The organism is Pseudomonas spelaei (assembly GCF_009724245.1).
Classification (GTDB): Bacteria; Pseudomonadota; Gammaproteobacteria; order Pseudomonadales; family Pseudomonadaceae; genus Aquipseudomonas; species Aquipseudomonas spelaei.
Genome location: NZ_WNNK01000022.1, coordinates 1 through 13,680, shown reverse-complemented (window position 1 = coordinate 13,680; position 13,680 = coordinate 1). Strand labels below are relative to the sequence as shown.

The 13,680-nt window shown below is 61.1% G+C and carries 12 protein-coding genes; 4 read left to right on the top strand and 8 right to left on the bottom strand.

Annotated features, from left to right (window positions below):
• The first annotated feature begins 83 nt into the window (after window positions 1–83).
• Window positions 84–1,226, top strand: coding sequence for a glycerate kinase (locus tag GNF76_RS22525; RefSeq protein WP_155585287.1), 1,143 nt, complete (start codon window positions 84–86; stop codon window positions 1,224–1,226).
• On the opposite strand, the gene GNF76_RS22520 is transcribed toward GNF76_RS22525, so the two are convergent.
• From GNF76_RS22520 to GNF76_RS22505, 4 genes are all read right to left on the bottom strand, one after another.
• Window positions 1,223–2,335: a class II histone deacetylase gene (locus GNF76_RS22520; protein WP_155585286.1), complete on the bottom strand. Its 1,113-nt coding sequence runs from the start codon at window positions 2,333–2,335 to the stop codon at window positions 1,223–1,225. The two genes, GNF76_RS22525 and GNF76_RS22520, sit on opposite strands and share 4 nt — an antisense overlap.
• Before the next feature lie 34 nt (window positions 2,336–2,369).
• Entirely contained in the window at window positions 2,370–3,533 is a 1,164-nt protein-coding gene (locus GNF76_RS22515) for an MFS transporter (protein WP_155585285.1), read from the bottom strand.
• 22 nt (window positions 3,534–3,555) lie between these two features.
• Window positions 3,556–4,431 (bottom strand): transporter, encoded by an 876-nt coding sequence (locus GNF76_RS22510; RefSeq protein ID WP_155585284.1) that lies wholly within the window; start codon window positions 4,429–4,431, stop codon window positions 3,556–3,558.
• A gap of 127 nt (window positions 4,432–4,558) precedes the next feature.
• The gene (locus GNF76_RS22505) at window positions 4,559–5,530 is read right to left on the bottom strand and encodes a helix-turn-helix transcriptional regulator (protein WP_155585283.1); all 972 of its coding nucleotides are present in this window, start codon (window positions 5,528–5,530) and stop codon (window positions 4,559–4,561) included.
• Between the two features lie 1,228 nt (window positions 5,531–6,758).
• Between GNF76_RS22505 and GNF76_RS22500 the strand changes: the two genes are divergently transcribed.
• Window positions 6,759–7,271 carry a GNAT family N-acetyltransferase gene (locus GNF76_RS22500; protein ID WP_155585282.1) on the top strand — a complete coding sequence of 171 codons (513 nt, stop codon included), beginning with the start codon at window positions 6,759–6,761 and terminating at the stop codon, window positions 7,269–7,271.
• On the opposite strand, the gene GNF76_RS22495 is transcribed toward GNF76_RS22500, so the two are convergent.
• Window positions 7,259–7,960, bottom strand: a complete 702-nt coding sequence (locus tag GNF76_RS22495) for an aspartate/glutamate racemase family protein (RefSeq protein WP_155585281.1) — start codon at window positions 7,958–7,960, stop codon at window positions 7,259–7,261. The two genes, GNF76_RS22500 and GNF76_RS22495, sit on opposite strands and share 13 nt — an antisense overlap.
• Window positions 7,961–8,086: 126 nt before the next feature.
• On the opposite strand from GNF76_RS22495, the gene GNF76_RS22490 reads away from it, so the two are divergent.
• The gene (locus GNF76_RS22490; RefSeq protein WP_155585280.1) at window positions 8,087–8,581 is read left to right on the top strand and encodes a hypothetical protein; all 495 of its coding nucleotides are present in this window, start codon (window positions 8,087–8,089) and stop codon (window positions 8,579–8,581) included.
• A 127-nt stretch (window positions 8,582–8,708) separates the two neighbouring features.
• Here the strand turns inward: GNF76_RS22490 and GNF76_RS22485 are convergent, their stop codons facing one another.
• From GNF76_RS22485 to GNF76_RS22475, 3 genes are all read right to left on the bottom strand, one after another.
• Entirely contained in the window at window positions 8,709–8,930 is a 222-nt protein-coding gene (locus GNF76_RS22485) for a cbb3-type cytochrome c oxidase subunit 3 (RefSeq protein WP_155585279.1), read from the bottom strand.
• Window positions 8,930–10,357, bottom strand: a complete 1,428-nt coding sequence (gene ccoN, locus GNF76_RS22480) for a cytochrome-c oxidase, cbb3-type subunit I (protein WP_155585278.1) — start codon at window positions 10,355–10,357, stop codon at window positions 8,930–8,932. Before ccoN ends, GNF76_RS22485 begins: the two co-directional genes overlap by 1 nt.
• Before the next feature lie 126 nt (window positions 10,358–10,483).
• The gene (locus tag GNF76_RS22475) at window positions 10,484–12,742 is read right to left on the bottom strand and encodes a multiheme c-type cytochrome (protein ID WP_155585277.1); all 2,259 of its coding nucleotides are present in this window, start codon (window positions 12,740–12,742) and stop codon (window positions 10,484–10,486) included.
• Between the two features lie 195 nt (window positions 12,743–12,937).
• On the opposite strand from GNF76_RS22475, the gene GNF76_RS22470 reads away from it, so the two are divergent.
• Window positions 12,938–13,612 carry a DUF3313 domain-containing protein gene (locus GNF76_RS22470; protein WP_155585276.1) on the top strand — a complete coding sequence of 225 codons (675 nt, stop codon included), beginning with the start codon at window positions 12,938–12,940 and terminating at the stop codon, window positions 13,610–13,612.
• The last annotated feature ends 68 nt before the right edge of the window (window positions 13,613–13,680 follow it).

Here is a 13,680-nt window from a genome sequence, read left to right as displayed (position 1 = left end):
CCCCGTCCGCACTTGTGCAATGGACCGGCGTTATTGCCGATGCCAACTGGCAGCATGGGCGTTATAAAAACCGGAGAACGCCCATGAAGATCATCATCGCCCCCGACTCGTTCAAGGACAGCCTGAGTGCTGAAGGCGTGGCCCAGGCCATTGCCGAAGGGTTGGCGCAGGTCTGGCCCGACGCCGAGCTGATCAAGTGCCCGATGGCAGACGGTGGTGAAGGCACGGTGGAATCGGTTCTCGCCGCCTGCAACGGCGAACTACGCAGCCAGCGGGTGCAGGGGCCATTGGGCGGTACGGTTGAAGCACGCTGGGGCTGGTTGGCCGAGAGCGCGACGGCGATTATTGAAATGGCCGAAGCCAGCGGCCTGCAATTGGTGGCTCCGGTTAAACGTGATGCCTGTTCCAGCACTACGTTCGGCACGGGTGAGCTGATCCGCGCCGCCCTGGATGCCGGCGCCCAACGTATCATCCTGGCGATTGGCGGCAGTGCCACCAATGACGGTGGTGCGGGTGCCATGCAGGCCCTCGGCGTGCAATTGCTGGATGCCGAGGGCGTGATTCTCCCCAACGGTGGCCTGGCACTGGCGACGCTTAAGCGCATCAGCCTTGAGCAATTGGACCCGCGGCTGGCCCAGGTACGCTTTGAAATCGCCGCCGACGTCAACAATCCACTGTGTGGTCCTCACGGTGCCTCGGCGATTTTCGGTCCGCAAAAAGGGGCCAGTCTCCTGCAGGTAGAGCAGTTGGACCAGGCACTTGGGCATTTTGCCGATCACTGCGCCCAGGTCCTGCCCAAGGACGTGCGCGATGAGCCGGGCAGCGGTGCCGCGGGCGGCCTCGGGTTTGCCGCCAAGGCCTTTCTCGGGGCGCAGTTTCGTCCTGGTGTGGAAGTGGTGGCTGAGCTGGTGGGCCTGGACGCGGCCGTCCGTGGCGCCGACCTGGTGATCACCGGCGAAGGCCGCTTCGACGCCCAGACCCTGCGGGGCAAGACCCCGTTTGGCGTGGCGCGGATTGCCAAGCAACACAACGTCCCGGTGATCGTGATCGCTGGCACCTTGGGCGACGGTTATGAGCAGATGTACGCCCATGGCGTCGACGCGGCCTTTGCCTTGCCGTTCGGGCCGATGAGCCTGGAACAAGCCTGCCGCGAAGCGCCACGCTTGTTGCGCGAGCGGGCCGCCGACATCGCCCGGGTTTGGCGACTGGCGGCGCCCAAGGCTTAAGCCAAGAAGCCCTGCGCCAGCTGCTCGATCAACTGGCGCTGAAACCCCAGCAGTGCCTCGTTGGGCTGTTGCAACTGGATAAATGCCAGCATCGGGTCATCCACTGCCGTACGCACCCCGGCCAATTCTTCAATCGTTGCCAGCCCGCAAAACGGCACATAGGCTTCGCTGTAACCCCCTTCATGCACCAGCACCAGACGGCCCTGGCACAACCGTTCGGCAGCCAGGCGCACGGCCCGGGTCATCAGGCGGAACGATTCACTGTGCAGCAACATGCGCGCCAGCGGGTCGACGGCGTTGGCATCGTAGCCGCAGGCGACGATGATCAGTTCGGGCTCGAAGCGCTCCAGAGCCGGCAGCACGATACGCTCCATGGCATGCAGGTAAGCGAGGTGACCGCTGCCCGGCGGCAGCGGGATATTGATGTTCGCTCCCAGGCCATCGCCGTGACCGCGATCCTGTTCGCCGCTGTAGCCCGGCGGAAAGCAGCCGTCCTGATGCAGGGAAATGGTCAGCACATCACCACGGTTTTCGAAAATCGATTGGGTGCCATTGCCGTGGTGCACGTCCCAGTCGATCACCGCCACCTTGCCCAGTCCATGGCGTGCCTTGGCGGCCTCGATGGCGATGGCGATGTTGGCCAGGAAACAAAAACCCATGGCGCCATCCGCGAGGCAGTGATGCCCCGGTGGCCGTGACAGCGAATAGGCGTTGTCGGCGTGTCCGGTGAGCACCGCGTCCACGGCGGCCATAGTCAGCCCGGCAGAAAGCCGGGCGATGTCGTAGCTGCCCGGGCCGATGGGCGCTTGAGGTCCAAGGTCGCCGCCACCAGCGTCACTCATGGCCCTGAAACGTTGTAGATACTCGGCGCTATGGACCCGCAGCAAATCTTCTTCACTGGCGGGGATCGCGCTGTGCTGATGCAAATGGTGACTTAATCCAGACACGTCCAGCAGGCTTTTCAGGCGTCGCTTGGTTTCCGGTGATTCGGCATGTCCGGTGCCTGCAGGCGGCTGCACCCAGCCGCCCACGGGCAAGGTCAAGACATGGGCGCCGGCGCTGTGCCAAAGGCTCAACTCATCAAAGAAAAACGCAGTGTTTCGGGTCATTAGGGTCTCCAGTTCAGCAGGGTAAAAAAGGGCTTCAGGCTTTGGTACGGCTGCCTAGGATCAGCCCCAGGGACAACAGGGTGATTCCGGCACCGTCGATCAACAGCGGGGCAAACCCACCGCTGGCTTCTATCAACCGACCGGCGACGGCAGGCCCAATGGCCAGGCCGCCGCCAATCACCAGGTTGGAGGCGTTCATCAGTTTTCCCGTGGGGTCGAGGTCGGCCAGGCAGGCAAGGATCAGCGGCAGGATGAAGGTCCAGGTGAACTTGAACAGCAACGCGGCCAAGGCAAACCGCATCAGTGTTGGCTGGCCCAGCAGCAACAGCACGGCACCGGCCATCAGGCCGTAGCCCAGGAACAACAGCAGCAGGCGCGGCAGGCGGGTGCCGATCAGCGAGGCGCAACCGGCGCCGACAATGCCCATGACCGTGGCAATGGCGAGGATTTCGCCGCTGTGTTGCGGCGAAATCCCGGCGCTGGCGCTGATGGACCCGATAAAGGTCCAGATGCCGCTGAGGCTGATGTAGAAGGTCAGGACGCCGAGAATGCCCAGCGCGGCTTTGCCCCGTGAGCCGGGCGGCGCCTCAGACCCGGTTTGACACGCGGCCGGGCTGCCGGCCGGAAAACAGCGGGCCAATGGCAACAACAGCGTCATCAACCCCGCAAGAATCAGGTAACAGGCGCCCAATCCGTAGCGGGCAAACAGTCCGGGCAGCACACCCAGGCCAATGGCACCGACCACCAGTTGGCCCATCACCCACAACCCGTACACCCGGCTGGGGTTGGCCGTGGCGGCAGCACTGGCCAGGCAAATGATCATCAAGGAACCGCCGGCCAGGGCGCTGGCAAAGCGCAAGGCGAGCAGGGTGCTGTAGGTGTCGACCAGCATCGACAGCAGGTTGGCGGCGATAAACAACACCCCGGCGACCAGGGCCGCCTGGCGCCAGTCCACCCGCTTCAGCCACCAGAAGGCGGGCAGGGTGGCGAGGCTCATGGCGCCCAGTTCGGTGGAAAACAGATCGCCGATGCGTGACGGGCTCAGTTGCCATTGCCCGGCCAGTTGGGCCGCCACCGCCGGCGCGGTCATCAGGATGGTTGGGGTAATGGCGGCAAACAGCACGATGGCCGCCAGCAGGCTCCAGGAGGTGGTTGTCAGTGAGGGTTGGTCAGCGATGGCGTGAGTCTGAGTGTTCATGTTCAAGCTCCGGGAAGGTGATTCAGAACACATGGACCAGGCGCAACAGTGCGTCGGTGCCTGCGTAGCCGTTGGACGCCGCGACGTTTTGCGACAGGCTGAACATCAGCTGGTTCTGCCGGTCGAGCCAGTGCCCGACTTCAAAGCCGACCTGGGTGTAGCGCTTGTGGGTGTCGTCGATGCGCTGGTTGTTGATGCGTAATTCGCCGCCATCGGCCTGAATCAGCCGCAGTGCGCCGTAGGTGCTGGGGGTGAAGTCATAGGAGGCGAAGGCTTGCAGGCGATACAACGGGTCTTGTTTGAGGTCGCTGCCGAAGTAGTCGTCATTCTTGCCGTAGAGCTGGGCTTCGAGGTTGGCTTCCAGCACCCACTTTTCGCCAATACCCTGGGTGTAGTTGTAAACGAAGGTCGCGCCCCAGCGATTGGCGCCGGGCGACACGTCCGGGTTGTTGCTGTGGTATTCACCCACGGGCAGGGTGATCAGCGTCAACAGGCCGCTGTAGGTACGGGACGCCGGGTCGTTGATGAAAAATACGGTACCGCCGACCTGGGGATCGCCAAACCCGCTCTCGCCGGTATGCCCGCTGGCACCGGGCAAGCGAGCGTTGATGTCGGCATACGGCAGGATAAATTGCGGGGTACACAAAGTGCCGCAGAGGTCCGTGAAAAACACCTGGCGGTAGGCCACTGCGTTGACCTTCAATTCGGCCTTGCCTGTGGTATCCGCGGGGCCGTGGAAATCACCGTCGCGGGTGGCGGGCAGATACAGCACGCCAAGGCTGGTGCCGGGCGGTGCGCCGAAAAAGTCCCGGGCGTTGAGGTCGGCGGCTTGACTGTCCAGGCACAACAGGGGGCCGCCCAACAGCAAGGTCAGGTTACGCAAGGTTCTGTGCTTCATGGCAAGGCGTCTCGTGTGAATTGTTATTGCGGCTATATCGCCGGTACGCGGCAGCTGGAAATGGGGCAAAGCGCACCCGTGGCCGTCAAAGCGACAGCGCAAAAAGAATCGAGGGAAGGCTTAGTAATCAGTTGGGTGGGGCGTGCAACAGGTGCGCGATTCGCGCCTTGTCCTTGACCCCAAGCTTGCTGTAGATGGCGCGAATGTGATGCCGCACGGTGTTGGGCGACAGGCCCAGGTCGCGGGCGACTTCCTTGTAGGTCTTGCCTTCGCCAAACCCTTGGGCGACGTCGTTTTCCCGAGGACTGAGCTGGGGCAGCGTACGGTTGATCCGCGCGGCCAGCAGGAACTGATTGCCCACGGCCGACGCTTCGATATGCACCTGCTTGCCGTCATGGCCGCGCTCATCCAGCGTCACGGGCAGGGTGGGGCCGCTCCACTGCGGCCACTCGCTGAGCAACAGGTCGACAAAGCCGGCCTCGGCACACTGCAATACTCCGCGCTGGTCACACACCGCCAGGGCCAGGTTGCGCGGGCTGGTCAGGGTCTCACGCATGGCCACCAGGGTGCGGATCTGATTCGCCGACACCGCAGCCACCAAATGCAGCATCAGGTTGTTGAGGAGTTGGCAGTCCTGTTCGTTGAACCGTGGTGCGTCGGGGCTGCGGTAGAGGGCCAGGTGGTCGCTGAGGTGGGTTTGGGGATCGATGTAGACAACGCAGAGCAACTGACCGATGCCATAGCGCTCGCCCAGCCAATTCACCCCGGGACCATGGGCCGGATCACGCATGTCGACAATCACCGACTGGCCTGGCGACTTGTGGACCAGGCCCACCGTGACATCGACATGGCGGATCGATTGCCAGTCCGGCAGGTAGCTCGGCGGCAGGTTGTACAGGTGGCAACTGTGCTCTTCCGGTAAACCCTCGATCAACGCGGCGCGGCCCCACCAAGCGCTGTCGAAGGTCATCAGTTGGCTGATCCGTGCCAGGGCGTGTCGGTGGAAGTGTTCTATATCCTGATGCTGCGCCAGGCGCTGCAAATCCAGGGTCAGGGTGCTGAAAGCCTGCAACAGGCTGGCGTGATCATCGCAGCGCATGGGGATTCCTCTGTGGGACGTTCTTATTGTTTTCGTCACAGGGTTTTCAGGCCGGGCGTTCGATGAACGGGGCAGGGCCTGGTGTGAGTATCGGCGCAGCGGGGGAGGATCGCTATCCTACAGATGCAGGATGTGGTGTGGCGGGGGGCTTCGGTGTACATATCCGTTGCTGCGGTTACGGCTGCTATTGGTTCCGCTCTTACAGCGGGTCACTTTGGAAAAGAGCCCCAAAGTAACCAAAGGGCTCTTGCCCCACCACTTGGTGCCTCGCCTAGGCTCGGCATGCCCTCACTCCGGCATTACTCCGTGGGCCGCCGCGACGGGCCATCCATGGCCCAACGCGGCTAAACCGGCGTCCTGCCGGTTTACCCACTCCGTAATACCTGCGTTCGGCCAGCGTGGTTTAACGGGGCGCCTAAGATCAAAATCAAAAGCACGGCGGCCTGAAAGCCGACCTGAGTGGTAGAAGCAAAGGCAAGGGCCGGAGCGAAAGCAGAGCTGCTTTTCTGTGGGAGCTGGCTTGCCTGCGATGCAGGCAACTCGGTCTTTCAGGAACACCGAGGTGATGCCATCGCAGCATAGGTATCTACACAATTTTTGTAGCCGCTGCCGAGGCACGAGGCTGCGATGCGGTCCGCAGGACCGCCCTAGGGGCTGCTACGCAGCCCATCGCAGCCTCGTGCCTCGGCAGCGGCTACAGGATTTCGCAGGATTCAAAAGATGTGTAGATACCCCTGGCCATCGCAGGCAAGCCAGCTCCCACAGTCGACCGTGCCCGCTTTTGATCTTGCCTTTGCTTCACACCACTCAAGCCGGCCGGTAGGCCGCTGTGCTCTTGATCTGCTTTTGACCTTGATCTTAGGCGCCCCGTTAAACCACGCTGGCCGAACGCAGGCATTGGTCCGTGGGTAAACCGGCAGGACGCCGGTTTAGCCGCACTGGGCCAGGGATGGCCCATTGCGGCGGCCCACGGAGCAATGCCGGAGTGAGGGCACACCGAGCCTGGGCGAGGTGCCGAGTGGTGGGGCAAGAGCCTTTTGGTTACTTTTGGGCTCTTTTCAAAAGTGACCCGCCGTAAGGGCGGAACCCTAAGCAGCCGTTACCGCAGAAACGGATATGTACCCAACTCCCACCCCCATCATCAGACCCCCCACGCATCAGGTCTCGCCACATCAGCTCCCCACCCTCTACACTGGCCTGCCACTTGTCTTTCAAAGGATGAAACACAATGCACCCACCTGAACCCAAGATCGTCATCCAGCGCTTTGCCGAAGCTCATCTCGAAGGCATGAACGCGCTCTACAACGACCCGGCCGTGTGCCGTCAGGTACTGCAAATGCCTTTCCAGTCGGTGGAGATCTGGCGCAAACGCCTGGCAGACACCAATGAGCGACTGATCAGGCTGGTCGCCCTGCACGGCGCCGAGGTGATTGGCAATTGCACCCTGGACCAGTATTCACGCAGTCGCCAAAACCATGTCGGCGCGATTGGCATGGGGGTCGCAGTGGCCTGGCAGGGCAAAGGCGTGGGTACAAAGTTGCTGGGGGCGGCGCTGGATGTTGCCGACAACTGGATGAACCTGCGCCGCGTGGAATTGACGGTGTATGTCGACAACGAGCCCGCCCAGGCGCTCTACCGCAAGTTCGGCTTCGAGACCGAAGGCCGGCTGCGTGATTACGCCGTGCGTGACGGCGTATTCGTCGATGCCCTGACCATGGCCCGCTTGCGTCAGACCGCCTGACCTTCCAAGGCAAACGCCACCGCAGCCCGCGCATGCAGCTCGGTGGTGTCCAGCAGCGGCAGGTCGCTGTGTTCCGGCTTGATCAGCAGACTGATTTCCGTGCAACCGAGGATGATCGCCTGGGCGCCGCGAGCGGCCAGGGAGTCGATCACCCGCAGGTACTCTTGGCGTGACGCTTCACTGATCACCCCGACACACAACTCTTCATAGATGATCCGGTGCACGGCCTGGCGCTCATCCGCGTCCGGTATCAGCACGGTCAGCCCCTGGGCGCTGAGACGAGACTTGAGAAAGTCCTGTTCCATGGTAAACGCCGTGCCCAGCAGGCCCACCGTGAGCGTGCCGGCCTCGATGGCTGCAGCGACAGTGGCGTCAGCGATATGCAGAAAGGGGATCGACACCGCTGCCTCAATCTGTGGCGCCACCAGATGCATGGTGTTGGTACACAGCACCACACACTCGGCGCCGCCCGCTTGCAGTCGGCGTGCAGCATCTTCCAGGATCAGCGCCGCGTCATTCCAGCGCCCGGCGTGTTGAGCCTGTTCCACCGGGCCGAAGTCAACGCTGTACATCAGCATTTGCGCCGAACGCAGCGGGCCCAAACGGTCGCGGACCTGCTGGTTGATGATCCGGTAATACTCGGCGCTGGACTCCCAGCTCATACCGCCGATAAGGCCGATGGTGCGCATGCGATGCTCCTCAAGCAGATGGGCGAAAGGCACACATTACCCAAGACCGACACGTTAGTCATACGCATCGGTGCCGCATCTGCCATGCTGGTTGTTCGCAGTCAGGGTTACCCGAGGAACACCGCAATGGACGATGTACAGCAACTGGGCGAGATGCTTCGTCATTACGCCGACAGCGAAGCGCACAAACAGCAGCAGTTCGAGGTGCAGTCCGCGCACTGGGCACAGAAAATCACTGAGCTGTTCGGCCAGATCGAGCAGTGGCTGGAGCCGGTTAAAAGCGTCGGACTGCTGGAAGTGCAGCGTGAAGCGTATGTGGCGTCCGGCCCCAGCGTGCCGCTGGAAACATCGACTTTCAAGACCGAGAAGCTGACCATCCACATCGCTGGAAAACCGGTGGAGTTCGTGCCGGACGTGATGGGCGTCGGCGGTTTGATTTCGTTGTCGGTGATGGGCCTGACCGCCGCCCGCTATGGCAGCATTTCCCTGGTGCTGCTGCCGGGCAAGAACGACTGGCTGTGGAAGAAAACCAATGGCCTGAAAGACCCGGACACCTTTGCCTTCGATGCCAACTTCCTGGCCTTGCAGTTGCAGAGCCTGATTCCCCGCGAGCGCGGGTAAGGCCTCGGTAACACTGAAGATCAAGTGTGGGAGCTGGCTTGCCTGCGATGCAGACGCCTCGATGCATCAGTTACACCGAGGTGATGCTATCGCAGGCAAGCCAGCTCCCACACAAGCCCACCCACATTCAGAGCTCTATCTTGCCCCAACCCTTCTTTGTTTCCTCAGGCGCCACAGCCTTGACCTGCTTGCCCGTTGCCAACTCCACCCGCCGCGCTACTTCAGGGTCATCGGCAAACGGAATCAGGCTCGCCTCATCCAAGTCATCCCTCGACTGACCCCGCAAGCAGTATTCCACTGTGATGTAGAGGCAAATCAGCGCCGCCAGGTTGAAGATCATCTCCCACATCAGGCGATCTGCGCTTCATGCTGCGCCACCTTCAAGTCCGCGACCCTCACCGTGCGCCAGGTGTTGTACGCCATCAACAACATCCCGCTGAGGAAAAACACCCCACCGACAAATCGCACCACAAACCCCGGATGACTGGCCTGCAAGGCTTCGACAAACGAGTAGGTGAGGGTGCCGTCGTCATTGACCGCCCGCCACATCAGGCCCTGGGTAATGCCGTTGACCCACATCGAGGCGATGTACAGCACCGTACCGATAGTCGCCAGCCAAAAGTGCAGGTTGATCAGCGGCACGCTGTGCATCTGTTCGCGGCCGAAGATTTTCGGGATCATGTGGTACAGCGAACCAAAGGTGATCATCGCCACCCAACCCAGGGCACCGGCGTGCACGTGGCCGATGGTCCAGTCGGTGTAGTGGGACAGCGCATTGACCGTCTTGATCGCCATCATCGGCCCTTCAAAGGTCGACATGCCGTAGAACGCCAGCGACAGCACCAGAAAGCGCAGGATCGGGTCGGTGCGCAGCTTATGCCAGGCGCCCGACAGGGTCATCATGCCGTTGATCATGCCGCCCCAGCTCGGCGCCAGCAGAATCAGCGACATCGCCATGCCCAACGACTGCGCCCAGTCCGGCAGTGCGGTGTAGTGCAAGTGGTGGGGGCCGGCCCAGATGTACAGGGTGATCAGCGCCCAGAAGTGCACGATGGACAATCGATAGGAATACACCGGCCGCCCGACCTGTTTCGGCACGAAGTAATACATCATTCCGAGGAAGCCGGTGGTCAGGAAAAAGCCCACCGCGTTATGCCCGTACCACCACTGCACCATGGCGTCGGTGGCCCCGGAATACACCGGATAGGACTTGAACCAATCCACCGGGATCGACAGGTGGTTGACCACGTGCAACATGGCAATCACCACGATAAATGCACCGAAGAACCAGTTGCCGACGTAGATATGTTGGGTCTTGCGCTGCACCACGGTGGTGAAAAACACAATGGCATAAGCCACCCATACCACCGTCATCCACACCGCGCCGGAAAACTCGATCTCGGCGTATTCCTTGGTGGTGGTGTAACCCAGCGGCAGGCTGACCAACATGACGACGATCACCGACTGCCAGCCCCAGAAGGTAAACGCCGCCAACGTATCGGAAAACAATCGCACCTGGCAGGTACGCTGTACTGCGTAGTAGCTGGCAGCAAATTGCGCGCTGCCGGCAAAACCGAAAATAACCAGGCTGGTGTGCAACGGCCGCAACCGGCCAAAGGTGGTCCAGGGTAAATCCAGGTTCATCTCTGGCCACACCAGCTGCGAGGCGATCCACACCCCCATGGCCATGCCGATGACGCCCCATGCCACGGTGGCGATGACGAATTGGCGCACGACCTTATAGTTATAGGCTTGCCCGGTTGATGCTGTGCTCATGGTCAGTCTTCCCACGGTTCCAAGTCATGCCAGGCCGACCGGTCTGGCAGGTGGGGGACTGTAGGAAGTCCGGGGAAAACAAAACAGCCTCAGGAAAGATGCATTAAAGCGGATCAGATGCCTTGTTCATTTCAACGCAGGGTCTCCAGGGTTGAGCTTTTTCCAGCTCTGCATCACCCCCTGAGCCTTGGGTTCGTGAGCGTTTTCCAGGTAGTACTGAATCAACGACAACCGGGCATTGCGGTTATACGGTTGGCGTTTGAGCAGGTCTTCCAACTGCAGGCAGGCCTTATCGACGCTCCCGCTGTCGTGCAACGCCACCGCCCACACAAAACTGTATTGACCATTCCCAGGTTCCAGGCGGGCAGCCTCACGCAGGTGAGGCAGGGCGTTGGTCGTATCCCCGGAACGAATCAGCATCAGGCCCTGAGTGTGTTGCAGCAACGCCGCTTCGGGGTGTTGCTTGAGGTTGTCGGCTATCAGGCGGCGGGCCTCCTCACTGCGACCGTTGGCCTCCAGCCACTGCGCCAGCGTCACCAACGCCGGGTAGAAATCCGGATCGCGCAGCAGGGCGGTGCGCAGTTGCGCCTCGACCTTGCTCCCACGGCCGCTGGCCTGGTACAGCATGGCCAGGTTGAGGTTGGCTTCGGCGCGCTCCAGCAAGCTCAGTTGTACGTTTTCGTACTCGGTGATGGCCTGCTCCCAGGCAGGGCCCAGGCCTTGAGCGGAGACGCTCAGCAGGTCGCGGGCGGCGATGATGCGCACCGCTCGCACCGGGTCCTTGAGCAGTGGCCCATACAGCGCAACCCGTTCGGCCGGTGGCAGGAATGCACTGACTGCCCGTACTGCACTTTCGCGTACTTGCGGGGCGGGGTTGCCCAGGTCCCTGGTCGCCAGTTTCAGTGCCTGTTCGCTCGGGTAGTTTGCCAGTTCTGCCAGCAACGTCGCACGCTGGATCGCTGGCAGGTTGTTGCGCGCCAGTTGCTCATACAGCGCCTGCGCAGCACCCGGCTGGCCGCCCCGAATCAGCACCAGGCTTTCGTCGTAACGCGGTGCGTGAACGGTTTCGCTGCTGCTCCAGAGCTTGAATTGCTCGCTGACCTTATCGCCCGCCCTGGGAATACTGAAACTGTGGTCATGGCGAAAGTCGTTGCCCATATAGAACTTGCCGGGCATATGGCAATCGACGCAGAACGATTCGGGTTGCCCGGCGATGTTGCGCGTATGTTCAGGGGCTTCGTAGTTCTTGGCCTGCAACCCTTGGCCGTCCACTGTCGCGACAGCGCTCTTGCCGGCGGTGTTGTGGCATTGCAGGCAGACGCCATTGCCGGGGGCCTTCAGTTGGTTGCTATGGGGGTTGTGGCAGTTACTGCAGCGCACACCCTTGTCGGCCATTTTGCTCTGGGCAAAGGAGCCATGTTCGAACACCTCATCCTTGATCTTGCCGTCCAGGGCATACAGCTCGCGGGTCAATACACTGGGCAGGTAGTCGTCCATCAGGCGTTTGCCAACGGTGTAGCCGTCTCCCAGCGGTGCGCGACGGGCATGGCAGCGGGCGCAGGTTTCGATCTCGACGGTGGCGTCCTGGTCTTTCAAATCCACCGCAAAACCGGCATGCAGCAAGTCACCCTTTTTCGCCGCCCATTGCACATGATCGGATGCCGGGCCATGGCAGGCCTGACAACCCACTCCGAGGCTGTTCCATTGGCTGTCGAAGCGGTTGGTGGCGGCATCGAAATTACGTTTGTAGCCGGTGGTGTGGCATTCGATGCACATGAAGTTGGCGTTCTGGCTGGGCTTGCTCCAGTGCAGCGGGTTCTTGAAGTTCACGCCCTGGCCGGGGTAGAGATGAAACCAGCGGCTTTTCTCGGTATCCCAGGCCACGGCCAACGCCTGCAAACGGCCATCGCCGACTTCGATCAAGTATTGCTGCAACGGTGCGATGCCGAAGGTGTAGGCCACCTTGAAGTCAGCGGGTTTTCCGTCGGGCCCCGGGGTGTTGACCCAGAACTCATCGCTTCGACGAAAGAATCGCGTGGTTTCTTCCGCGCTTTTAAAGGACACGTCATTGAAATCGGCTGGCACCGTCTGGGGCGTCGCCGCCTGCATTGCCAATTGATGGTGAGAGCCTTGCCAGTCCCTGGCCTGGGCCTGGTGGCAACCCTGGCATTGTTGCTCGTCGACCATCCGGGCAGGAGCGGCCACTACCGGCTTGGTCGTTACAGCGACCGGGGCGGGCACAAGGGGTTGCGGTTTGGGCGTGCCGGCCTGGAGAAAAAACCAGATCCCGGCCATGGCCAGCAGCAACAGGGCAATCAACAGGGGGTAGAAGTAACGACGGGGTGAATCACGGTGGGTAACGGTTTTATTATCAGGCTTGGGCATTGCGACGTCCGATGTCCAGATGCATTGACGCTCTATGGCGTACTTAAGCTTCGTGCAGCTTTGACGCTGAGTGCCGGCCTGTCAAATTAGCGTTGTGAAATACTCCGCAACCTGCAACGCTGAAGGCGCTTTTTTCCCAGAGTTGGCTATACCTACAGCTCAGTGTTTCGATGATGACCGCCAAGGAGTTCCATGATGAAGATAGGGCTAATGATCAGTACGTTGTGCATTGCCTCGATTGGTGTAGTGGGGTGTTCCAGCAAGGTGACGCAACCGGACGAGTACTCCGGGTTTCTCTCGGACTACAGCCACTTGAAGGAAGCCAAATCACCGTCGGGCGCAGAAGTGATGCGCTGGGTTGATCCCAACCTGAACCTCAGCCGCTACACCTCGGTGTACATCGAGCCGACCCAATTCTTCCCCAAGCCTCAAGCCACGACCAAAATTCCTGAAAGCACGCTGCAAGGTATCAGCAACTACTACAACCAGGCGCTCAAGCGTGAGGTCGTCAAGTCGCTGCCGCTGGCCAACGGGCCAGGTCCTGGGGTGATTGTGGTGCGGGCGGCGATCACGGCGGTCAGCAGCAAAACTGAAAGTCTCAAGCCTTATGAGTACATTCCGGTTGCACTGGTGGCCGCTGCGGTGAGTACGGGTGCCGGGATTCGTGATCAGGAAACTACTCTGGGCACTGAGGCGCAGTTCCTTGATGGTGACAGTGGCAAGGTCGTTGCTCAGGTTGTGCGTAAAGGTACCGGCAAGCCGCTGGCAAATGATTCGCAGGTGATGAAGGCGGATGATGTGAAGGGTGTGATTGATGGTTGGGCTGTGGATATGCATCAGTCTTATGTCAAGCTCAAAGGGAATAAGTAAGCGGTTTGGATTGGGGGGCATATCCGTTGCTGCGGTAACGGCGGCTATTGGTTCCGCTCTTACAGCGG